Here is a 23002-nt window from a genome sequence, read left to right on the forward strand (position 1 = left end):
GGACGAAAGCGTCAACGCCAGGGAAGCCACTTCTTTATGGTTTAAGTCGTTACAGACAGGAGCAATCAGTGCTGAAAGTATGGGGAAGGAAAACATCGTCGAACGTACAGGCGCTGATGTGGTGCATAGGTGAAATGGGGTTGCCTTATAATCGTCAGGATGTTGGCCATAAGTATGGGGGAACAGACACTGACGAGTTTTACGCCCTTAACCCCAATCGTACCGTACCGGTTTTGCAGGATGACGCAAATCCCCCACTGTGGGAAACAGGAGCGATATTACGTTATCTCGCTCATCGGTATGGGAGTGAAAGCTTCTGGCCTACTGAGCTGTTCGCTAAAACCGAAGTTGATCGATGGGCGGAGTGGTCAAAGCTCAATATCGCTCAGACATTTACTGCGCCAGTTTTCTGGCGAGTCGTTCGCACGCCTGAAGATAAGCGGGATGCTGAGGCTATCAATGCAGCAGTGAAGTATTTTGAAATAAAGCTTCAGATTGCCGAGGAGCGCCTGGCAAACCAGAGCTTTCTGGTCGGAGAAGCCTTTACTCTGGCAGATATTCAGTTCGGTCACGTATTGTACCGTTATTATGATATCGATATTGACCGACGCCCCCTTCCCAATGTGCGGGCATATTATATGCGCCTGACTTCCCGACAGGCTTTCCGTGAACATGTCATGGTTTCTTATGATGAACTCAGGGCTTAGTCTCTGAAAATAGTGATAAGACCGGGTCATCGAGCTGGTTGAGTCCAACACTCTTCGTGCTGCTTCAGTGAGGCGTTGCGGGATAGCCAGAGAAAGTAAAAGCGATACCCGCCAGAAAAGCGCTAAAACGTCATGCACGCCGTCAATACATTTGAGTAAATCTTCCGCATGCAGGGCCGCGCTTTGTCCTGCGCTATCCCTCCATTACACTGTGCCCATCGCGTATCACCTTTATGGATAAAAGAAATGATAATTGAAAAAGCGGATGAGCCGTTTCTGCACACTTTTTTCGGCGAGCCGGTAGAGACAATCGAGCCCGGCTCCACTCAGGCGGAGTCAATACGCCAGGCGCTGCAAAGCGCGCGGGCGCAGCGAACAGTTGAAGTAGAGAGCGACTGGAAGCGCAACGCGCTGTTCCTGGCGCTGTTCGTCTTTCTCTATGCCGCGCTCGGCGCTTCGCTGACGCTGGATCTCTCGCGCACCACTGGTCATAAGAGCCTCGACTACGCGCTGCAGGCGGTGCCGGTGCTGCTCGCCTTCTCCGGCTTTTTTGTGTCGCTGCTGTTTCTGTTCGTTACCCGCAGCAGCGCCCGTCGGCAGCAAAACTGGGAGCGTTCCATCGTGCTGCTGGAGAAGTATGCCGGCGGCAATCTCTATAAGCAGATAATGGATCTTGGCGCGCGCACCACGCACTACTCGTTTTCCGCGATTAACGTCGCGCTGGCGCTGTTTATCTGCGTGACCTGGGTGGTGATGTACAACTTCTTTACCTTCACTACCAGTGGCGTTATCGGCAGCGTGATCTCGCTGTTTATTACTACCATGACCTATGTGATTCTGGATATTCAATTGCTGAAGCCGCACAGGCTGGATCATGAAGTGCCGCTTGGGCTGGAGAAAGAGGAAGAGCGGGACGATAAATAAGTGAAAGCAGCACGTCGACAATGCGACGTGCTGCTTTAAGTGACAGGGTGCTGGCGTTTAACAGCGATCAGCGGCTCGGATGATTCACCTCGATCGGACGCAGATCGAACAGCAGCACTTCGGCATTATCGCCCTCGCTAAAGGTCAGGCTTGCCTCATTACGCACGCGCGCGCCGTCGCCTGCATTGAAACGCATGCCGTTCACCGTCACGCTGCCGCGCGCAACGTGGATATAAGCGTAGCGCGTCTCGTCCAGCGGGAAAGTCTGCTGCTCATCGCCATCGAACAGACCGGCGTAAAGGCGCATATCCTGACGCACCGATAAAGCATTGTCCTCACCTTCAGGCGAAACGATCAGGCGCAGCTGACCGCGCTTTTCGCTTTCCGGCACCGAAATCTGCTGATAACCGGGCGGCGTTCCTTTTTCAGCCGGCACAATCCAGATCTGCAGAAAGTGCACGCCTTCGCTTTTCGAATGGTTGAACTCGCTGTGGGTCACGCCGCTGCCCGCGCTCATCAGCTGCACGTCGCCGGGGACGATAACCGAACCGGTGCCCATGGAATCTTTATGCTCCAGCGCCCCTTCCAGCACGTAAGAGAGGATCTCCATGTTGGAGTGCGGATGCGCGCCGAAACCGCGAGAAGCCGCAACCCGATCGTCGTTAATCACCAGCAGGTCGGAAAAGCCGCTCTGTTTTGGATCCCAGTAGTTCGCAAACGAAAAGGTGTGGCGTGAGTTCAACCAGCCGTGGTCGCCATGGCCGCGTTGCTCTGACAGTCGTTGCTCAATCATGGTCTGCTCCTGTGTTGTAAGGGGGAAGCGCCTGTGCCCTTCCGATGGAACAGACAATACCGTAAACTAAAATTCTTAAAAACAGGCTAAGATGGCAATCACTGTCACAAATAAGTGGACAATATGCAGACTGAAGATCTTCGTATTTACGTTGCCGTGATCCATGCGGGCAATTTTACCGCCGCAGCGGAACAGCTGATGCTCTCCAAGCAGTACGTCAGCCGCCGCATGGCCGCGCTGGAGGCGTCGCTCGGTTCGCAGCTGCTGATCCGCAATACGCGTAAGCTTTCGGTGACCGAAGCGGGCATGCTGTTTCTGACCCATGCGCAGCGCATTCTCGACGACATCCATGAAGCGGAGCAGGCGATGTCGACCCGACGCCAGGAGCTGCACGGCACGTTCCGCATCAGCATGCCGATGTCGTTCGGCATGAGCCACCTCTCGCCGCTTATCGCGCAGTTTCTGGCGCAGCATCCCGCCCTGCAGTTTCACATCGAGCTGGCCGATCGCTACGTCGATATGATCGGCGAAGGATTCGATATGGCGATCCGCATCGGCGCGCTGGCGGATTCGACTCTGATTGCGCGCCGCCTCGGCGAACAGCGGCGTCTGATCTGCGCCAGCCCCGCTTACCTCGCGCGCGCGGGCACGCCCGCTACGCCGGACGACCTCGCTCAGCACGCCTGCCTGCGCTATGGCCGGGAAGCCCTGAGCGGCTGGGAACTCCAGCAGGCGGGCAAAAGCAAGAGCGTGACGGTGCAGGGCCCGATGCTGAGCAATAACGGCGAGGTGCTGCGCGATGCGGCGATCGCCGGGCTGGGGCTGGTGCTGCTGCCGGGATTTATCGTCGAGCCGGCGCTAAAGCGCGGCGAACTGGTGAGCGTTCTGGAGGCATATCAGCCCGCGCCGCTCTGCCTGAATGCGGTCTATCCGCAGCATCGCCAGCGCAGCGAGGTGAACCGCGTGCTGCTGAACTTTTTGCAGGAGCAACTGGGAAATAAGGCGGGCTGAGCAGCCCGCCTGCGATTACAGCGATACGTAAAGATGCAGCACGCGCACCAGCTGGGTCACGAAGCCATATTCGTTATCGTACCAGGAGACGGTTTTCACCAGCTGCAGGTCGCCCGCTTCGCTGATCTCCGTCTGGGTCGCGTCAAATATTGAGCCGTAAGGCACGCCGATCACGTCGGTGGAGACGATCTGATCTTCCGTATATTTGAAAGATTCATTGTTCTCGCAGGCGCGCTTCAGCGCCGCGTTGATCTCGTCGACCGTGACTTTTTTATCCAGAATCGACACCAGCTCGGTGACCGAACCGGTTTTGGTCGGCACGCGCTGCGCATGCCCTTTCAGCTTGCCGGTCAACTCTGGGATCACCAGCCCGATCGCCTTCGCCGCGCCGGTGGTGTGCGGGATAATATTTTCCGCTGCGGCGCGCGAAGAGCGGAAATCTTTGCCGCGCGGTCCATCCACCAGCGCCTGAGTGCCGGTGTAGGCGTGAATAGTGGTCATGGTGCCGACCTTGATGCCGAAATTGTCGTGCAGGGCTTTCGCCATCGGCGCCAGGCAGTTCGTGGTGCAGGAGGCGACGGAGATGATTTTGTCTTCGGCGCTGATGGTGTCGTGGTTAACGTTATAGACGATGGTTTTCATCTCGCCGGCCGGCGCGGAGATCAGCACCTTGCCCGCGCCCGCGTCCAGGTGCGCCTGCGCTTTTTCCGCCGAAGTGTAGAAGCCGGTGCATTCGATAACCACGTCAACGCCCAGCGATCCCCACGGAATGTTCTTCGCCTCTTTCTCGGCGAAAACGGTAATTTTCTTGCCGTTAACCAGCAGCGCGTTGCCGTCCACGCTGACGTCGCCGTGGAATGCGCCGTAGTTGGAGTCATACTTCAGCAGGTAGGCGAGCATCTCGGGCGAGGTGAGATCGTTGATCGCCACCACCTCCACCGCTTCCTGCTGTTCCAGAATACGTCTTAAAACCAGACGGCCAATACGTCCAAAACCGTTGATGCCAATCTTCTTCATGGTGATCTCCCAATTCCGGTAACACTGCGTGTTGAGGGTAAATAGCGGGTGAATCTGCGCATCAAACCATTACTGCATAACAACATTGCACTGCGGTGAAGCAGGAGAGTATAGCCTGAGCGGGATAGCGGGATTTGTCAGCAAGAGGCGCGAAGAAGGAGATGACAGGCAGAAAAAAACCGCCGCTGGCGGTTTAATCCTTGAAGCGTTTACGTCTGAACATGGCGTTCTGTTTACTGCGGTTCACCTTTCGTTTGGCGTAGGCCATGATGGTGGTCCAGTCGGGATCGGCGGTGTTTTTCATATAGTAGCTCAAGGCATCCGCCAGCTCGCTCCAGGCTTGCACCTGCTGCTGCGCGTCGCTGGTCAGGGTGGTTTTAAGCGTATCGATAAGCCCGTCGACCTTCTTTTTTACATCCGGCAATTTTTCGCCTGTCTGGTACCCTGCTGCAATGCGTCTTAATTCAAGCGCATAATGATCGACATCGACCTCTGTTATATACAAACCTACCTCTGCTCTTTCTGGCCTGGCCCATAAGCATAGCGGTTTCAGCCGTATGCGTTACGCAAAAACGGCAGAAAACTTACTGCCGTTTTGCTGACGCTCTCTCTCAGCCTCAGAGCGTACGGAAGACCGCGACCATATGGCGCAGCTGCCCGGCGCGTTCAGCCAGATCGTCCGCCGAAACCGCCGACTGCTCCACCAGCACCGCATTCTGCTGGGTCACCTGATCCATCTGATTTACGGCGATATTGACCTGCGAAACGCCGCTGCTCTGCTCTGCTGACGAAGAGGAGATATCGCGGATCAGCTGCGAGGTCTGCTCAATAGCGCTCAGGCTCTGCTTCACTTTCTCGCCCGCGCTTTGCGCCATGTTCATTCCTTCCTGCGCCTGGCCAACCGACTGCTCAATCAGGCTTTTAATCTCCTTCGCCGCGCTGGCGGAACGCTGCGCCAGCGCGCGCACCTCCGTGGCGACCACCGCGAAGCCCTTGCCTGACTCGCCGGCGCGGGCGGCTTCTACTGCGGCGTTGAGCGCCAGAATATTGGTCTGGAAGGCGATGCTGTCGATCACAGAGGTAATCTCCTCAATCTGGCCTGAGCTGCCGCGGATCTTGCGCATCGACTCCATCACTGAATCCATCGCCTCGCCGCTCATCAGAGCCGCCTGGGTGGCGGAAACCGCTTTATCCGACGCAAAGCGGGTATTGTCGGCGTTCTGCTGAATAATCGAGGCCAGCTGCTCCATGCTGGCGGCGGTTTGCGCCAGCGAGGCGGCCTGCTCTTCGGTGCGGGAAGAGAGATCGCCGTTGCCCTGGGCTATCTCTTCGGAAGAGGTCGCGATAGTGGCGGCATGGCTTTTGATATCGGAAACCAGACGGGCAAGGTGCTGCTGCATCTTCATCAGGGCGTGCAGCAGCTCAGCCATTTCGTTGCTGCCGCCGATGTGCAGCGTCGAGGTGAGATCGCCTGCCGCGACCTGACTGGCGAGGCGAACGGCGTCCTGCAGCGGACGCGTCACCGAACGGCTGATCATCAGCGCCATGAAAATCGCCACCAGCGCGACCGCCAGCAGACCGGCCAGCAGCATAAATTGCGCATGACGACGCGTATCGATCTGCTTTTGCAGCATCTGCGTCAGGCGGTCGCTGTTCTGCTCGCCGAGCGCGCTGAACTGGTTGATGGCGTGGGTAAAGGTCTGGACATATTCGACCGGCGCGACGCTGGCGCTTCTGCTGACAAAAATGCGCTCGGCCAGCTGCAGCGCGCCGAGCGCCTGGCGCTCCGCCTCCTGCGCGGCGGCGCTAAAATCCGCAGCCAGCGCCGGTTCGATGGCGTATACCTTCTCCAGGTTGCCGTTAAACTGATCCAGCGCCGTTTTTCCTGTATCTACCTGAAATGACATGCGGCTGTAATCGCTTTCAGAGATGGCACCGGAGGCAATCAGCGAAGCGCCGGCCGCTCGGATCTGCCCCAGCGTCTCGGTGAGCTGCGGCAGTCGGTTAAAAATGCTGGTAATCAGCTGGTAGGTATTCAAATCGCTGTCGAGCGACATGCCGTAATAGTCCAGCACGTCAAGGTTGGCGCTCAGCATGAGCTGGATAAGCTGCGCATGTGCGGTCAGGCTGTCGGCGAAAGAGAGCGCGCCGCCGTTGATATCGCTCTGCAGCTGCAGCCACGCCTGTTCCATCTTATCAAGACGCTGCAACGGTTGCGCGCTGGCGTCCTGCTGTCGCAGCTCCGACTGAATAACGTCGGAGAGCCGGTTGATCTCGGCTACCAGCGCCATCCGCGGCGGGTTGTCAGACTTCTTCAGCGCGATAGCGATAGCCGTTTCCGCACGATGACGCTGCAGCAAATTCAGCAGCTTCAGCATATGTTTTTCCACTGGAACGCCGCTCAGCTCGCGCTGCCTGGCGTCGATAAGCTGGTTGCCAGTCTGGATAAAGAGGGTTGTTGGCAAAACAAACAAAATCAAGCCGAATAAGCCGAGGATAAGAAATTTAGCGGGCAGGTTAATTTTATCAAGCAGGTTCTTCATCATTTTCCATCCTGGTAAGTCTGACTGGTGGCATTGGCAATAAGTGTAAAAAAATAAGCCGGGCTAATTTTCAATAAATAATCAGGGCTGCAGAGCTAATGCTCTGCGTCACCTTTTTTTAAAAAAACGCACTGCAAATATATTCAACGGAAATGGAGTATAGGTTGCTAACGGTGATTTACCACTGAGTGTACAGACGATATTTACTGCACAGGAAAATTAAGTCAAACCGATTAAAACCATTATAATACATGTAGTTAAATAAATACTCCCTATTCTTTTTTCCCGTTTCGGTAAGTCTGGCTGGAGGATAAGATTTTATTAGTATCTAAAACTAAAGTTTACCGCACGCATGCCGATACCTCGCCGTCAGCGTTTATTTTCAGCTTAACCTGACAGAAAAAATAAGCGTCACGGAGGCGCAGCCGCCGCACTGGATTAATAAATATTCCGCTTTGCTATTCGTATTGATTAATTTTTCTACGAGCTGCCGTTTATGTATCAGAGAGGGTGGTCAATTGAGAGTGAGGTTTTTTCTTACCGAGGTAATAACGGAGAAAAGAGACCGGCGCTTTTGTCTGGAGAGATCCTCGTTTACCCGCCAGAGCTGCATCAGGACAGATTACGGGCTCAGCTTGCTGCGCGCGAGCCACGCCTTCCAGCGATTTTCCACCAGATGGTAGCGATAGCCTCGGAAGCTGTCTCGTCTGAGCCAGCGCTCCTCAAAGAACTCATCGCTGCGGATCCAGCGCTCAAACAGCTGGCGTTCAACCTCTTCGTTCATTGTCACCTCATCTTGCTTGCTGTTTCTCGCTTCGGTTACATCAAGTGTAGACCACTGAAATGTCCCGCTGCGCTGCTGGCGCGCCAGCCGCCGCAATAGTGTGGGGCACAATGCCTTTCCAGGCTGCCTGCCTGACAACCGTGCCAGAGATTAATGCTGACTTAAACGCAATCTGCCGTGAATAACAGCGATTACTTTGTGATTCCCTTCACGAATTAGCATTTTCAGAAAACCTATACAGCTGACCATTAATTGTACAAAAGTGCCATTTAATTTTTTAAATATGAACAGATTAGATGCCCTCTATTTTGCCTGACTATTAATCCTTTCCAGGAATTAAATATTATCTCCGCCGAGTATGATTGAAATATTACGCTTCTGATTTCATAGTTCATTCGTCTATGGATATTTTCCTCTAAGCGAGGTGACGATATGTTTCAACGACGCGGGGGTCCGGGTAACTTTGCCGACAACCCGGAAAAAGCGCGCGGGGCGGGCCGGAAAGGCGGTCAGCTAAGCGGCGGGCATGTTACAAACAGTCGTGAACGTGCGCTTGAAGCGGGACGAACGGGCGGCAAAATTAGCCGCCGACCGTCATCAGAAAAAACGCGCAATAACTGATTAGGATCTGTTTAATCTTGTTGGAAACGGTTGTTTACTTTGCCGCCAATGTTAACTTAATTAACTGACTGATGAACGACTATTCAGGATAATTTTCGACGGTTATGCACTGGCACCTTTTTGCCTCACCAGGGAATACGCCAGGTAAGCCTCTCAGATATTACCGGCGTCTGAAAATAAGTGAATAAACACACCATCGTTATCAGTTATCTTTTTTAAATTTTAGCCTGTCTTAGCACAGGCTTTTTTTTTGTCCTTTTGCCGAATCGTTTCGCACCGCCTTTATTCAACCCTGCAAAAACATTCGTCATCATCCGGTCGCTGCCTGCGCTTTCGTGAGCGCCCTCGCAAAACGCACTTTTGTTCCGCTACCCCTCTTGTTTAAAAAAATCGCAGGCGTATAAAAAACACCACTTCACATATTTTTGTGAAAATAGAAAGTACTTCACAATCGGTTAGGGACCTCACATGTCGGAATTAAAATTCGCAACACGCCTGAACTCCTTTGCCTCTGGCGCACACCGCTACTGGCCAGATCTGCAGGGCAAGCCCTCGGTGCTGCAGATGATTGCTCGTGCCGGAACCGTTAATGGCCTGACGCACCTGGACCTGAACTATCCGCAGCATATTACGCAGGACATTCCGTCGATGCGTCAGGCAATTGCCGACGCCGGGTTAGCGGTCAACGGCATGCAAATGCGCTGGGATGCGCCGCAGTTCAAAATCGGCGCCTTTACCCATCCTGACGCCGCGGTTCGCCGCGAAGCGATTGAATTAACCAAGCGCGGCATCGATGCCGGGCGCGAATTCGGCGCCAGCCTGATGACGCTGTGGATGGGTCAGGATGGCTTCGACTACTGCTTTCAGGCTGATTACAAAAAAATGTGGGAAGACGCGGTAAGCGCGGTGCGCGAAGTCGCCGACTATGCGCCGGATATCGACGTCAGCATTGAATATAAGCCTAACGAGCCGCGCGCTTTCAGCATCTTTCCTAACGTTACTACCTGCCTGCTGGCGGTAGAGGAGGCCGGAAGCCCTAATCTCGGCATCACGCTGGATTTCGCTCACGTGCTGTTCGCCAACGAGATCCCTGCCTATGCGGCGGCGATGGTCGCGCGTCGCTCTCGCCTGCTGGGACTGGATCTCAATGACGGCTGGGGCAAACGCGACGACGGTCTGATGGCGGGCTCGGTGAATCCGCGCGCCACGCTGGAATTTCTCTGGCAGATGCAGCGTGACGGCTACCAGGGCGCCTACTACTTCGACACCTTCCCGGACGCCAGCGGACTCGATCCGGTGCGTGAAGCCGAAACCAATATCGCCACGGTCACCCGTCTGCTGAAGCTGTGCGAGCAGCTCAACGACAACGCCGCGCTGTTCGACGCCATCGGCCGTCAGGATGCGGTCACCTCTCAGCAGATCGTCAACGACATTATGCTCGCCAGATAACTGCTGACGCGCGCTTGCACCAGGCCCTTCTTACTACGAGACCGCAGGATAATAAAATGAAAAAACTCTTACTCTCTGTACTCGCCTCTTCACTGTTCTGCAGCAGCCTGTACGCCGCCGAACTGGCGCCGCTGCAGTCCGACACCGAACCCGATCGCACCGACTGGACGCAGCTCGACAGCAAATATGGCGCGCTGCCAAAAGTCGACAGCAAGCTGAAAATTGGCGGCGTGTCCAAGACCCTGACCAACGAGTACTGGCGCTCACTCGGCGAGGGCTACCAGAACGCGGCGAAAAAATATGGCTTTACCGTCGCCTATCAGGCCGCCGCTAACGAAGACGATCAGCTTGGCCAGCTCTCTATTGCGGAAACGCTAATCTCGCAGGGGTTTAACGGCCTGCTGGTATCGCCGCAGACCGACATTAACCTCGAGCCAGCGCTGGAAAGCGCCAACGGCAAAAATATTCCGGTAGTCAACGTTAACGACGCGGTGATGCCGAATGCGCGCTATTACGTCGGCAACGTGCAGAAAGATAACGGCGTGCGCGTCGCCAAATGGTTTATTCAGCACTATCCGCAGGGCGGCAAGGTCGCGGTGATCGAAGGTCAGCCCGGCGTTTATGCCGCAGGCCAGCGTACGCGCGGCTTTAAAGAGACGCTGCAGGCGAACGGCAAATTCAACATTGTCGCCAGCGTGCCCGCCAACTGGAGCCGCGAGCAGGCGTTTAACGCCGCATCGACCATTCTGCAGCAGCATCCCGATCTCATCGGTTTCTATGCCAACAACGACACCATGGCGCTCGGCGTGGTAGAGGCGGTGCGCTCGTTGAACAAGGCCGACCAGACCAAAATCTTCGGCACCGACGGTATCTCCGACGCCTACGCCTCGATCAAGCGCGGCGAACTGACCGGCACGGTCGACAGCTTCCCGGTGCTGACCGGCGAAGTGGCGATGGATGTGATGCTGCGGCTGGTTAACGGTCAAAAGCTGTCGCGCGTGATTTCAACGCCGCAGGCGCTGATCACCAAAGAGAACGTCGAGGCGTTTTCCACCAAAGACAACGACAAGCTGCGTCAGCTGTTAACCCAGCAATAACGCAGGCGGAGGGGATATGGAAGAGTATCGCTTAACGATGCGCGGCATCAGCAAAACCTACGGCAGCGCCGCCGCTTTACAAAATGTCGACTTTTCCGTGAAGCCGGGTGAGGTCCATGCGCTGATCGGTGAGAACGGCGCGGGCAAATCGACGCTGCTGAATATCCTCTCCGGCGTGCGTCCGGCGGACAGCGGCGAGATCAGCGTCAATGGCGCAGCGGTGCAGATGAAAAATCCGCTCAGCGCGCGTCAGGCCGGCATCGCCATGATCCATCAGGAGCTACAGCACGTGCCGGAGCTCTCCGTGGCGCAGAATATGTTCCTCGGGCGGCCGCTGACCCGAGCGGGCGGCCTGTGGGTCGACAAGCAGGCGCAGCTGGCGCGCGCGGCGCTGCTGCTTAAACAGCTCGATCCTACTATCGATCCCGCCGCGCCGATCAAAAGCCTTAAGGTGTCTCAGCAGCAGATCGTTGAAATCGCCCGCGCTCTGCTGGATGACGCGAAAATCATCGCGATGGATGAGCCGACGTCAAGCCTGACGCCGCGTGAGTTCGATCGCCTCGCCGAGCTGATCGCCGACCTGAAAGCGATGGGCGTCTCGCTGATCTACGTCTCCCACAAGATGAACGAGATTTTCCGCGTCTGCGATCGCGCCACCATTATGCGTGACGGCCGCCAGGTTGGCGTGGTGAATATCTGCGACGAGAATGAAGAGAGCATCGTCGCTCGCATGGTCGGACGCAAAATCGAAAAGCTCGCCCACAACGCCTGGGTAACCGAGCGGGAAGTGCTGAGGGTAGAGAATCTGGCGCGCGGCAGCGAAATCTCGCCCACCAGCTTTAGCGTGCGGGCCGGCGAAGTGCTGGGCATCGCCGGACTGGTCGGCGCGGGACGCACCGAACTGCTGAAGCTCATTGCCGGACTCGACAAACGCAGCGGCGGCAGCGTATTCGTCAACGGACAGCCGGTGCGCAACCACAATGTCAGCGCGGCGATCCGCGCCGGGATCGGCCTGGTGCCGGAAGATCGTAAAAAAGAGGGCATCATTAAAGCGCGTGCGGTGAAGATGAATATGGCGCTGCCTTCGCTGCGCCAGTTCACCCGCGCGGGGATTGTCAGCAGGCAGAAGCTGAACCGTGCGGCGCAGGAGGTGATGAGCGATCTAAAACTGCGCCCGCTCGATATTGAAAAAACCATCGGCACCCTGAGCGGCGGCAATCAACAAAAAGTAATTATTGGTCGCTGGGTCGCAGCGGACGCCAACGTCTTTTTATTTGATGAGCCGACGCGCGGCATCGATATCGGCGCCAAATCGGAAATTTATAACCTGATTGAAAAACTGGCACAGGCCGGTAAAGCGATCGTCGTGGTGTCGTCGGAGATGACGGAAATTATCCGTATCTCCGACCGCGTGCTGGTGATGCGCGAAGGGAAAATCACGAAGGAATTAACCGATGACGCCATTACGGAAGAGAACATCGCTCGCTACGCCATTAACGATCTGGAATCTGCTTAACCTTTTCACTTGCTGAGTTTAAAAAAGGCCCTGACTATGATGACGCAAACCACTCATCGCGCGACGACGCCCGTATCGTCGCTGTTAAAGTTTAATCTGCGCGACGCAGGCACCTTAATCGGACTGATGATAATAATTATCACCTTCTCCTTTTTGTCGCCGGTGTTTTTTACCCTGCCGAACCTGCTGAATATTTTGCAGCAGTCTTCGATTAACGCCTTAATTGCGCTGGGCATGACGCTGGTGATTATTTCCGGCGGCATTGACCTCTCCGTCGGGCCGACGGCGGCGCTCTCGGCGGTGCTGGGCGCCACCCTGATGATCGCGGGCGTGCCGGTGCCGCTGGCGATCCTCGCTACGCTGGGCATCGGCGCGCTGTGCGGCGTATTCAGCGGCTCGCTTATCGCGTACGCCGGTCTTCAGCCTTTTATCGTCACGCTCGGCGGCCTGTCGCTGTTCCGCGCCATCGCGCTGATCTACACCGGCGGCAGCCCGGTATTCGGCATCCCGCTGTCGTTTCGCAGCCTGATTAACAGCACGCTGTTCGGCATTCCGGTGCCGATCGTCATCGTCGCGCTTATCGCGCTCACGCTGTGGGTAGTGATGAATAAAACGCCGCTGGGGGAATATATTCTTGCTATCGGCGGCAATGAAGAGGCGGCGCGCGTTGCGGGTGTGCCGGTCAAGCGCACCAAGGTTACGGTCTACGTGATTTCCGGCGCGCTGGCATCGCTGGCTGCGCTGATCCTGATTGGACGTCTGGGCGCGGCCGAACCCACCATCGGCAACCTGTGGGAGCTGGACGCCATCGCGGCGGCGGCTATCGGCGGCGCTTCGCTGATGGGCGGCAAAGGCAGCATTTTCGGCACGCTCATCGGCGTCATTATTCTTGGCGCGCTGCGTAACGGTCTGACGCTGCTAAATATTCAGGCTTTTTATCAATTGCTTGCCACCGGCCTGATTATTATCATAGCGATGTTGATCGACAGAGCGACCCGAGGCAATTAATGAAGCTAGATCCGCGAGCCATTGGCGCTCAAATCCGGATGCGCATTCCACAGCTGACGCCGCTTGAGCGGCGCGTGGTAGAAGCGATCCTTGCACGCACGGACATTAGCGAGCGCACCTCATTAAAAGAGATTGCGCAGGAGAATAATGTTTCCGAGGCGATGGTAGTCAAGATCGCTAAAAAGCTTAACTTCTCCGGATTCCGGGATTTCAGAAGCGGTTTAATTTATTACAACGAATCTGAAGTGGCCGGACTGCACGCGGAAATTGAACCAGACGACTCGTCGGAACAATTACTCGCGAAGGTATTCAGAACCTCTATTCAGGCGATAGAAGAGACGATGTCGATTCTGGATATTTCTGAATTCAATCGCGCGGCGGATATTATTTTTAAGGCACGTCATATCGATTTATATGCGGTGGGCGGCTCAGCGACGGTGGCGCGCGATCTCTCGCATAAGATGCTGAAGATTGGCATCAAGTCCACAGCCTATGACGACGCCCATATTATGCTGATGTCCGCGGCGGTATTGTCCGACGACGACGTCGTTATCGCTATCAGCCATTCCGGCTCCACGCGCGCCGTAAACGACCCGGTAAAACTGGCGGCGCGCAACGGCGCTAAGGTCATTGCCATCACCAACTACGCCGAGTCGCCTGTAGCGCGCAACGCGCATGTGGTGCTTAATTCAACCTCTCAGGGATCGCATCTGCTCGGGGAAAACGCCGCTTCACGTATTGCGCAGCTTAATATTCTTGATGCCTTGTTTGTGGCGATTGCCAAAAAAGACCTCAAGCGCGCGGAGCGGAATTTAATGAAGACTCAGCATGCGGTTCAGGATCTTCGGGAATTCTAACCATGAGTAAAATTGTCGTCGTCGGCAGTCTGCATTACGACATTATGCTGGACGCGCCCCATCGCCCGGAAAAGGGCGAGACGGTTATGGGCACCGCCTGTCGCTATAAGTTCGGCGGCAAAGGCGGCAATCAGGCGCTGGCGGCCGCGCACGCCGGCGCAGAGACGCATTTTATCGGCGCGGTAGGCGCGGACGAGCCGGGCCGGTTTCTGCTCTCCGCCCTGCAGGCGGGCGGCGTTGGCATCGCCAACGTGCAGGTGGTGGACGGCATCGCGTCGGGCATGAGTGTGGCGATCAGCGACGCGGAAGGCGACTACGGCGCGGTAGTGGTGTCAGGCGCCAATCAGCATATCGCGCCGGACGCGTTGCGCAGCGAGCCGCTGTGGCGGAACGCCGCGATGCTAATCCTGCAGAATGAAATCGCCGCCGAAACTAATCTTCTGGCGGCAGCGGCAGCGAAGGCGCGCGGCATTCCCGTCTGCATCAACGCGGCGCCTGCCCGGCCGCTGGAGCCGGCGCTGGAAACCTGTATCGATCTGCTGGTGGTTAACGCGGTCGAGGCGCGCGATATGTGCGGCGTTACGGTAGACGATCTCACTTCGGCAAGGGTGGCCGCCGAGACGCTCGCCCAGCGCTTTCGTCAGGTGGTGGTGACCGCTGGCGAGCACGGCGTCGCATTCTGCCAGCAGGGCGCGGCAGCGCTAAGCCAGCCCGCAGAAAAGATTCAGCTGATCAGCACTCACGGCGCGGGCGACTGTTTTACCGGCGTGCTCTGTCGCGAACTGGCGGCACAGCAGAGCCTCGCCGACGCAGTCCGCCAGGCGAACGCGGCGGCGGCGAAGCACGTCTCCGGCGCATAACCTGCCTCCGTTGCGCAGGCCATTCCGGCCTGCGCCCTTCTCTTTTACTCCTGCGGATCGTTGCTGAACCGCCCCACCAGCGAGGCGGCGCCGAGCGTGTGGCCTTTTAGCTGCTTCACCAGCTCTTCATGCGTCAGACCAGGCTTAAGCTGGTCGGGCGGCAAATCGGTAGCGATGACGACAAAATTATAGTGATGCATGCCGCTGCCGACCGGCGGACAGGGACCATACCAGGCGTTGGTGCCGGGCGTATTTTTGCCGCCGGTATAGCCTTTGCCTTTAGTGAGGTCGCCCTGGGCGAAGGCGTTAGTAGCGGCAGGAATATTGTAGGCCACCATGTGGGTGACGCCGAGGCCTTTGGCCCCGACAGGATCGGTGACCAGCAGCGCAAAGCTTTTCGTCTCCTGCGGCGCGTTCGACCAGCTCAGCGCAGGGGAAACGTTGTTGCCGGTACAGGCGGGGCTGCTTTTGTTATTTCCGGCAAAAGATTTTGATAAAAAGGCGTTGTCCGTAAAATCCTGCGATTGCAGCGTAAAAAGCGGCGCGGCGGCGAAACCCGCCGTCGGCAGTGCCGCCAGCAGAAAGGCGCTTGCTAATCTCATGAATTCTGTCTCCGTTTGGGTGGCTGAAGCCTAAGTATGGAAGGCGCAGCGGGAACAGGCATGAAAATGAGAACACATCATAAAGGAAAACCTGAGGCCTCTTTTCACCGCGCAGCGCTTAGCGCCAGGGTCTACGCTTAGGCATTCCCTGCTAACACGGTGATTTCAATCTTATATGTCTGCTAAGGCTGCTGCGCTTTCACGCTTTTCTCCCGCGACTCAAGGCTGGTTCCAGCTCTCCTTCGCCGCGCCCACGCCGGTGCAGTTGGCGGCCTGGGATGCCATCGCCAGCGGCAAACATGCGCTGGTGATCGCGCCGACCGGATCGGGTAAAACCCTCGCGGCGTTTTTGCACGCCATCGACGCGCTGTTTCGCGAGCGCGAAGCGCAAGAGACGCTGGAGAAAGCCACGCGCACGCGCATTCTCTATATCTCGCCGGTTAAAGCGCTGGCGGCGGACGTGCAGCGCAATCTGCAGCTGCCGCTGGAGGGCGTTTACCAGCAGCGTCACGCGCGCGGCGAAAAGGCGATTACGCTGACGGTGGGCATGCGTTCAGGCGATACCCCAGCTAATGAACGGACTAAGCTTCAGCGCACGCCGCCCGATATTCTGATCACAACGCCGGAATCGCTGTTTTTGATGCTGACCTCGCGCGCCCGCGAAGCGCTGCGCGGCGTTACGACGCTGATTCTGGATGAGGTGCACGCGGTGGCGGGCGGCAAACGCGGCGCGCAGCTGGCGCTGAGCCTGGAGCGGCTGGATGCGCTACTGCCCCAGCCGGCGCAGCGCATCGGTCTCTCGGCCACGGTGCGGCCGGTGGAACGCATCGCGCAGTTTCTCGGCGGCGCGCAGGAAACCCTCATCGTCAATCCGCCCGCTTCGCGCGCGCTGGAGATGCGCATCGCCGTGCCGGTTGAAGATATGACCGATATACCAGGACGCCCCGATAGCAGCGGTGCGCCCGACGCCAGTAGCGCATCTGGCTCCATCTGGCCCCATATCGAACAGCGCATCCTTGAGCTGGTGCTGGCGCGCCGCGCCACCATTGTGTTCGCCAACTCTCGCGGCCTGGCAGAGAAGCTGACGGCGCGCCTTAACGAACGCTACGCCGCCAGCCTCAGCGACGAAGAGACGCTGGCGAAACCCGCCCACGCCTACGGATCATTCAGCGGCGGCACCGAGAAACGCAGCGACGGCGCGTCAGCCACTATCGCCCGCTCGCATCACGGCTCGGTTTCAAAAGAGCAGCGGCGTGAAATCGAAGACGCCCTCAAAGCTGGCGAGCTGCGCTGCGTCGTCGCCACCTCAAGTCTGGAACTGGGTATCGATATGGGAACGGTCGATCTGGTGATTCAGGTCGGCGCGCCGCCGTCGGTCGCCAGCGCGCTGCAGCGCGTCGGCCGTGCCAGTCATCAGGTCGGCGGCATCTCAAGCGGCATCGTTTTTCCGCGCACGCGGCGCGATCTGCTCAACGCCGCCGTGATTGTGCAGTGCATGCTGAGCGGTGAACTGGAGCCGGTTGCGCCGCCGCAGAATCCGCTCGACGTGCTGGCGCAGCAGACGGTCGCCGCCGTGGCGATGGATACTCTCTCGGTGGATGCGTGGTTCGCCGTCGTGCGTCGCGCCGATCCTTTTCGCAACCTGCCGCGTAGCCTGTTTGACGCCACGCTGGATATGCTGGCGGGCAAATATCCTTCCGACGAGTTCGCCCAGTTTCGTCCGCGCCTGATATGGGATCGCGAAGCGAATCTGCTGACGCCTCGTCCCGGCGCGCAACATCTCGCCGTCACCAGCGGCGGCACCATTCCCGATCGCGGCGCCTTCAGCGTGATGCTGCCGGAAGGCGAAGAGCAGGCGGGATCGCGCCGGGTCGGCGAACTGGATGAAGAGATGGTGTATGAATCCCGGGTAAACGACATTATCACGCTCGGCGCCACCTCCTGGCGCATTCAGCAGATCACCCACGATCAGGTGGTAGTGGTGCCCGCGCCCGGCCGCTCGGCGCGTCTTCCCTTCTGGCGCGGCGACGGGCTGGGAAGATCGGCGCTGCTGGGCGAAAGCATCGGCCGCTTTTTACGCGAGCTGGATTGGGAGCAACAGTCCGGCGAGGTCAGCCAGATACCGGGGCTCGATGCCAGCGCGCAGCACAATCTTCAGGCGCTGATAGCGGAACAGCGCGAGGCGACAGGTCTGCTGCCGACCGACGCCACGCTGCTGATCGAGCGCTGCCGCGATGAGACCGGCGACTGGCGCGTTATTCTTCATTCGCCGTGGGGCCAGCGCGTGCACGCGCCCTGGGCGCTGGCGGTCGCGGCGCGTATACGCCGCAGGATGGGCCTGGATCCCTCTGTCGTGGCGAGCGATGACGGCATTGTCGCGCGCTTTCCCGATATGGAGGGACGCGTGCCAGGCGCCGAGCTGTTTCAGTTCGACGCCGATGCCCTGCCGCGCGAGGTCGCCGAAGCCATCGGTCATTCGGCGCTGTTTGCCGCGCGTTTCCGCGAATGCGCGGCGCGCGCCCTGCTGCTGCCGCGCCGTAATCCTGGCAAGCGCTCGCCGCTCTGGCAGCAGCGTCTGCGCGCCGGCGAGCTGCTGGCTATAGCGCGCGATTATCCCGACTTTCCCATTCTGATCGAGACGGCGCGCGAGTGTCTGCAGGATGTGTACGATCTGCCTGCGCTGCATGAGCTGATGGCGCGCATTCAGAACGGCAGCGTGCAGTTTGCCGAGGTGACGACCGAGGCGCCGTCGCCTTTCGCCGCGCCCTTGCTGTTCGGTTACGTGGCAGAGTTTATCTACGCCACCGATGCGCCGCTGGCGGAGCGGCGCGCCTCGCTGCTGGCGCTCGACAGCGGCCTGCTGAGCGAGCTGCTTGGCCAGGCCGATATGCGCGAACTGCTGGACGCCGGGGTGACGGCCCAGGTGGCGAAAGAGTTGCAGCGCCTCACCGCGCGCTACAGGGCCAGCGACAAAGAGGGCGTTGCCGATCTGCTGCGCGAGCTGGGCCCGCTGAGCGCAGCGGCGCTGGCAGCCCGCTTCGACGGCGACGCACCCGAGCGTGCCGTCGCTGAGCTGGTGGAGGCGCATCGCGCCATCGACGTAACCATTGCCGGTGAACAGCGCTGGGCAGCGATTGAAGACGCCGCGCGCCTGCGCGACGCGCTGGGGGTAACGCTGCCGCCAGATATTCCCGCCGCCTTTTTACAGCCAGCCGCCGATCCGCTGCGCGATCTGTTCGGCCGCTACGCGCGCACCCATACGCCATTTACCACCGGCGAGCTGGCGCGTCATTTCGGGCTGGGCCCGGCGGTGGTCAGCGAAACGCTGGAGCGCATGCGCGGCCAGGGCAAACTGCTTAAGGGGGATTTTGGCGATCCCGAAGAAGAGGACGCGACCGGCAGGCGCGATCGGTGGGTGGCCGAAGAGGTTTTCAGGCGCCTGCGCATTCGCTCCTTGCAGGCCGCGCGCGAGGCGACGCGTCCGGTGCCGCCGGAAGCCTGGGTATCGCTGCTGCTGGAGCGGCAGGGATTAACCGGCGAGGCGCCGCATTCGCCTGTCGCGCAGGGACGTTACGAAGGGGTAAACGGCGTGGCGCGCGTAGTAGAGCAGCTTGCCGGACTGGGGCTGCCTGCGTCGATCTGGCAGTCGCAAATCCTGCCGTCACGCGTGCACGACTATCAGCCCGCCATGCTGGACGAGCTGCTGTCGGCGGGCGACGTTATCTGGGCCGGCGAACGTGCGCTGGGCCATAACGACGGTCTGGTTTCGCTGCACCTGCGCGAGTTCGCGGCGGAAACGCTGCTGCCGCAGCCACAGGGCAATGACGCGCTGTGTCTGACGCCGCTGCACGACGCTATTCTGGCGCGGCTGGATGACGGCGGCGCATGGTTCGCGCACCAGATCGCCGCCGCGGTCGCCGCCGAGCAAACCGTCGATGAGGCGCAGATCCAGAGCGCGCTGTGGGAGCTGGCATGGGCAGGCTATGTCACCTCCGATACCTGGGCGGCGCTACGCCAGCTGACTGGCATGGCGAACAGCGCGCGAGCGAAACCGACCCGTTCGCTGCGCACGCGGCGCGGTCGCATTAGCCTGTCGCTGGGACGTCCGGCCACGCCCGCCCTGCCCGGACGCTGGTCGCGCCTTTATCGTTCGGTCGCGCCCCCGGCCCAGCTGGCGCTGGCGATTGCCGAGAATATGCTGGACCGCTGGGGCGTGGTGACGCGCGGCGCGGCGATCGCGGAGCAGGTGCCGGGCGGTTTCCCGGCGCTGCAGCCGGTGATGCGCGGGCTGGAGGATGCCGGACGCGTGCTACGCGGTCGCTTCGTCGCCGGGCTGGGCGGCGCGCAGTTTGCGGAGAACGCCACTATCGAGCGCCTGCGCATTATCGCTGAACGCGCCGCGCGCGATCCGCTGGCGGTGGCGCTTTCCGCCGTCGATCCCGCCTCTCCCTATGGCGTAACGCTGCGCTGGCCCGCGCATCGCGCCGCTTCGCGTCCGGTTCGCCGCAGCGGCGCGCTGGTGGTGATCTGTCATGGTCAGCTGGCGCTCTACCTGGCGCAGGGCGGGAAAGAGCTGCTGAGCTATGGCGAAGAGAGCTGGCACGCCGCCGCGATTGCGGCGCTGGCCGTCGCGCTGCGTCGAGAGAGAGCATCTGGCTTTACGCTGGAAACGATCGACGGCAAACCCGCAGGGCAGTCGCCGCTGATCGACGCGCTGCGCCGCGCTGGCTTTTCACGCGAGCCGAAAGGGTACGGCTGGTATGGGTAAGGGATAAGCGTCTGGGGTGAGCCAGGCGACTGGCTGACTCTCTTCTTACTCGATGGGTGCTGGGAATGATTCAAAAATGATAATTAACTTGGTTAACATTTAATTCAAATACCAGACTTTCGCGACATATTAATCTTCATTATGAGGTTAATGTTAAATTCAACAATAAAAATCCATGGGCATATTAATGAAAGCAGATTAACCAGATGAGAATTTTAGTGACAAATAAAATACCCTTCTCTGCCTGAGAGACAATTCCTGGCAAAATAATCATAATAACCCATTGATTTTTATATTTATAATCAGGTTGTGATGGTGTCAGCCAGCAAATCAAATTAATTTGACTGGCTGACATTTTTCCCTGATGTCGCTTTTTATAGCAAACGAATATTATAGCCAGTTTTCCGTTGCTATAATGAGCACTATAAGCACTCTCATCTCAATTTAAAACTGTACCAGGGTACCCTACCTGGCTGTACTTTAGTACAGGACTTTGCAGAATATGGACATCATAAGTAAGGAGAAAATATGTTCTCTTTTTTGGCGAATAATCCTTCGGCGCTGCAAACTCTGCGGGATTATATAGACAGGAAAATGGCTACGCCCGAAGTACATCAATACGCTTATCTGGTAATTAGTAAAAGCAATCCTTATAAAACGCTGCTTGTTTCCAACTATCCTGATGAATGGATTAAGATTTATCAGGATAATCACTTCCAGTTTATCGATCCCGTCGTTCTAAAAGCGTTTAAACAATCTTCGCCTTTTGCCTGGGACGAGAACATTACTTTTCTCACCGACAGAATATTCACGCTGTCGCGCCGCTATAATATTCTTAATGGCTTCACCTTTGTGCTGCACGATCATCACAATAATCTAGCGCTGCTTTCGGTTATCTCCCAAAGCGATGACGCTTATGCGGCCGAATCGCCTCTCTGGCGTGAAAGACAGCTTATGCAGATGCGGCTAATTGAATTCAATGCGCAAATGTACAGGCTGATTGATATGGCGGCTGTAGGGATGCAGGTTATCTGCCCGGACGCAACCAAAGCAATATTTACACAGCGCGAACAGGAGGTGCTTTACTGGGCCAGCATGGGAAAGACCTATCCGGAGATCGCCACTATCCTTGTTATTTCCGTCAGTACGGTAAAATTTCATATGGGCAACATTGTCAATAAACTTCAGGTAGCCAACGCGCGCCAGGCCATCAGGCGCTGCGCTGCGATGAACCTCATTAGCTCGCCAGCTATGGCGGAAAGCTAGCATAGGATGCTGGCGCAGCCTGAGCCAATTCGCCTGCACGCGAAGCTTAACTGCCGATCTCGGTCTACACTCCCCTATTGTCTTGTTGTAAGAGCTAAGGGAGAAAAGCATGTCGAAGAAAGCACTTATCGCCGGGATCAGCGGCGTGATCGGCACCGCGACGGCGGAGCGCCTGCTGGCGGATGGCTGGGAAGTCTACGGGCTGTCGCGCGGACGCACGCCGGTGCCACAGGGCTGCCATGCCCTTACCGCCGATTTGACCTCGCCGGATTCGGTAAAAGAAGCGCTGAAAGATCTCCAGCCCGACGCGCTTTTCTTCAGCGTCTGGGCGCGCCAGGAAACGGAAAAAGAGAACATTCGCGTTAACGGCGCAATGGTGCGCAACGTAATAGAGGCGCTGGGCGACCGTCTTAACGGCAGTCACGCCGCGCTGGTGACCGGCCTTAAGCACTATCTCGGCCCGTTCGACGCTTACGGCAAAGGCGCGGTGCCGATGACGCCATTTCGTGAAGAGCAGGGACGCCAGCCGGTCGATAACTTCTATTACGCGCAGGAAGATGAATTGTTCGCCGGCGCGGAGAAATATGGCTATCGCTGGAGCGTGCATCGCCCGCACACCGTGATCGGTTTTGCGCTGGGCAACGCGATGAATATGGGACAGACGCTGGCGGTCTACGCCTCGCTGTGCAAATTCCATAACCTGCCGTTTATCTTCCCCGGCTCGGCGGCGCAGTGGCACGGCGTAACCGACATGAGCAGCGCGACGCTGGTGGCAGAGCAGCTGGAATGGGCGACCAGTGCGCCAGGCGCGCAAAACCAGGATTTTAACACCGTAAACGGCGACGTGTTCCGCTGGAAATGGATGTGGGGCGAGATTGCCAGTTACTTCGGCATTGAGGCGCAGCCGATGCCGGATGAACCCCAGCCGCTGGAGCAGCGTATGACAGACGCCGAGGCGCAGTGGAAAGCAGTGGCGCAGCACTACCAGCTACGCGAGGCGGATATCAACCGTCTGGTTTCCTGGTGGCACACCGATGCCGATCTGGGCCGTCCGATGGAGGTCTTCACCGATATGAGTAAGAGCCGCAAAGCGGGCTTTACCGGCTATCACAGCACGCGCGACGATCTCTTCGCGCTGTTTGACCGCCTGAAGCAGGAAAAGCTGATCCCGGCATAAAA

The 23002-nt window shown here is 58.0% G+C and carries 19 protein-coding genes; 13 read left to right on the forward strand and 6 right to left on the reverse strand.

Annotated features, from left to right (window positions below; translation table 11 throughout):
• Positions 1-68: 68 nt before the first annotated feature.
• Together B3229_RS01980 and B3229_RS01985 are read left to right on the forward strand one after the other, a co-directional pair.
• A complete protein-coding gene (locus B3229_RS01980) occupies positions 69-707 on the forward strand; it encodes a glutathione S-transferase family protein (protein WP_286868099.1) in 639 nt (212 codons plus the stop codon).
• Between the two features lie 246 nt (positions 708-953).
• Positions 954-1631: a hypothetical protein gene (locus B3229_RS01985; protein ID WP_286868101.1), complete on the forward strand. Its 678-nt coding sequence runs from the start codon at positions 954-956 to the stop codon at positions 1629-1631.
• A 67-nt stretch (positions 1632-1698) separates the two neighbouring features.
• Here B3229_RS01985 and B3229_RS01990 read toward each other — a convergent pair whose 3' ends face one another.
• A complete protein-coding gene (locus tag B3229_RS01990) occupies positions 1699-2424 on the reverse strand; it encodes a pirin family protein (RefSeq protein ID WP_033790929.1) in 726 nt (241 codons plus the stop codon).
• A gap of 123 nt (positions 2425-2547) precedes the next feature.
• On the opposite strand from B3229_RS01990, the gene B3229_RS01995 reads away from it, so the two are divergent.
• Entirely contained in the window at positions 2548-3435 is an 888-nt protein-coding gene (locus B3229_RS01995) for a LysR family transcriptional regulator (protein WP_286868105.1), read from the forward strand.
• A 15-nt stretch (positions 3436-3450) separates the two neighbouring features.
• Here B3229_RS01995 and gap read toward each other — a convergent pair whose 3' ends face one another.
• The 4 genes from gap to B3229_RS02015 all read right to left on the reverse strand — a co-directional run bounded on the left by gap (position 3451) and on the right by B3229_RS02015 (position 7779).
• The gene (gap, locus tag B3229_RS02000; RefSeq protein WP_286868107.1) at positions 3451-4452 is read right to left on the reverse strand and encodes a type I glyceraldehyde-3-phosphate dehydrogenase; all 1002 of its coding nucleotides are present in this window, start codon (positions 4450-4452) and stop codon (positions 3451-3453) included.
• A gap of 193 nt (positions 4453-4645) precedes the next feature.
• Positions 4646-4876, reverse strand: coding sequence for a hypothetical protein (locus B3229_RS02005; RefSeq protein WP_048781162.1), 231 nt, complete (start codon positions 4874-4876; stop codon positions 4646-4648).
• Between the two features lie 193 nt (positions 4877-5069).
• A complete protein-coding gene (locus B3229_RS02010; protein WP_286868488.1) occupies positions 5070-6995 on the reverse strand; it encodes a methyl-accepting chemotaxis protein in 1926 nt (641 codons plus the stop codon).
• A 622-nt stretch (positions 6996-7617) separates the two neighbouring features.
• A complete protein-coding gene (locus B3229_RS02015) occupies positions 7618-7779 on the reverse strand; it encodes a hypothetical protein (protein WP_161801235.1) in 162 nt (53 codons plus the stop codon).
• 432 nt (positions 7780-8211) lie between these two features.
• On the opposite strand from B3229_RS02015, the gene B3229_RS02020 reads away from it, so the two are divergent.
• The 7 genes from B3229_RS02020 to B3229_RS02050 all read left to right on the forward strand — a co-directional run bounded on the left by B3229_RS02020 (position 8212) and on the right by B3229_RS02050 (position 15187).
• A complete protein-coding gene (locus tag B3229_RS02020) occupies positions 8212-8400 on the forward strand; it encodes a general stress protein (protein WP_286868112.1) in 189 nt (62 codons plus the stop codon).
• 468 nt (positions 8401-8868) lie between these two features.
• Positions 8869-9849 carry a TIM barrel protein gene (locus B3229_RS02025; protein ID WP_286868114.1) on the forward strand — a complete coding sequence of 327 codons (981 nt, stop codon included), beginning with the start codon at positions 8869-8871 and terminating at the stop codon, positions 9847-9849.
• A 56-nt stretch (positions 9850-9905) separates the two neighbouring features.
• Positions 9906-10946 (forward strand): substrate-binding domain-containing protein, encoded by a 1041-nt coding sequence (locus B3229_RS02030; protein ID WP_286868116.1) that lies wholly within the window; start codon positions 9906-9908, stop codon positions 10944-10946.
• 16 nt (positions 10947-10962) lie between these two features.
• Positions 10963-12462 (forward strand): sugar ABC transporter ATP-binding protein, encoded by a 1500-nt coding sequence (locus B3229_RS02035; RefSeq protein WP_286868118.1) that lies wholly within the window; start codon positions 10963-10965, stop codon positions 12460-12462.
• A gap of 36 nt (positions 12463-12498) precedes the next feature.
• Positions 12499-13470 carry an ABC transporter permease gene (locus tag B3229_RS02040; protein ID WP_286868120.1) on the forward strand — a complete coding sequence of 324 codons (972 nt, stop codon included), beginning with the start codon at positions 12499-12501 and terminating at the stop codon, positions 13468-13470.
• Positions 13470-14327 (forward strand): MurR/RpiR family transcriptional regulator, encoded by an 858-nt coding sequence (locus B3229_RS02045; protein WP_286868123.1) that lies wholly within the window; start codon positions 13470-13472, stop codon positions 14325-14327. The genes B3229_RS02040 and B3229_RS02045 overlap by 1 nt, the downstream gene beginning before the upstream one ends.
• Positions 14328-14329: 2 nt before the next feature.
• A complete protein-coding gene (locus B3229_RS02050; RefSeq protein ID WP_286868126.1) occupies positions 14330-15187 on the forward strand; it encodes a PfkB family carbohydrate kinase in 858 nt (285 codons plus the stop codon).
• Positions 15188-15231: 44 nt separating this feature from the next.
• On the opposite strand, the gene B3229_RS02055 is transcribed toward B3229_RS02050, so the two are convergent.
• The gene (locus B3229_RS02055; protein WP_286868128.1) at positions 15232-15789 is read right to left on the reverse strand and encodes a YbhB/YbcL family Raf kinase inhibitor-like protein; all 558 of its coding nucleotides are present in this window, start codon (positions 15787-15789) and stop codon (positions 15232-15234) included.
• A 175-nt stretch (positions 15790-15964) separates the two neighbouring features.
• Here B3229_RS02055 and B3229_RS02060 point away from each other — a divergent pair, with 175 nt between their 5' ends.
• The 3 genes from B3229_RS02060 to B3229_RS02070 all read left to right on the forward strand — a co-directional run bounded on the left by B3229_RS02060 (position 15965) and on the right by B3229_RS02070 (position 23000).
• On the forward strand, positions 15965-20557 hold the full coding sequence (locus tag B3229_RS02060; protein WP_286868130.1) for an ATP-dependent helicase: 4593 nt from the start codon (positions 15965-15967) through the stop codon (positions 20555-20557).
• Between the two features lie 528 nt (positions 20558-21085).
• Entirely contained in the window at positions 21086-21823 is a 738-nt protein-coding gene (locus tag B3229_RS02065; RefSeq protein WP_286868132.1) for a helix-turn-helix transcriptional regulator, read from the forward strand.
• Between the two features lie 109 nt (positions 21824-21932).
• Positions 21933-23000 (forward strand): SDR family oxidoreductase, encoded by a 1068-nt coding sequence (locus B3229_RS02070; RefSeq protein WP_286868134.1) that lies wholly within the window; start codon positions 21933-21935, stop codon positions 22998-23000.
• Positions 23001-23002 lie beyond the last annotated feature (2 nt).

The sequence above is a fragment of the Pantoea sp. UBA5035 genome (assembly GCF_002415245.1).
Taxonomy (GTDB): domain Bacteria; phylum Pseudomonadota; class Gammaproteobacteria; order Enterobacterales; family Enterobacteriaceae; genus Pantoea; species Pantoea septica.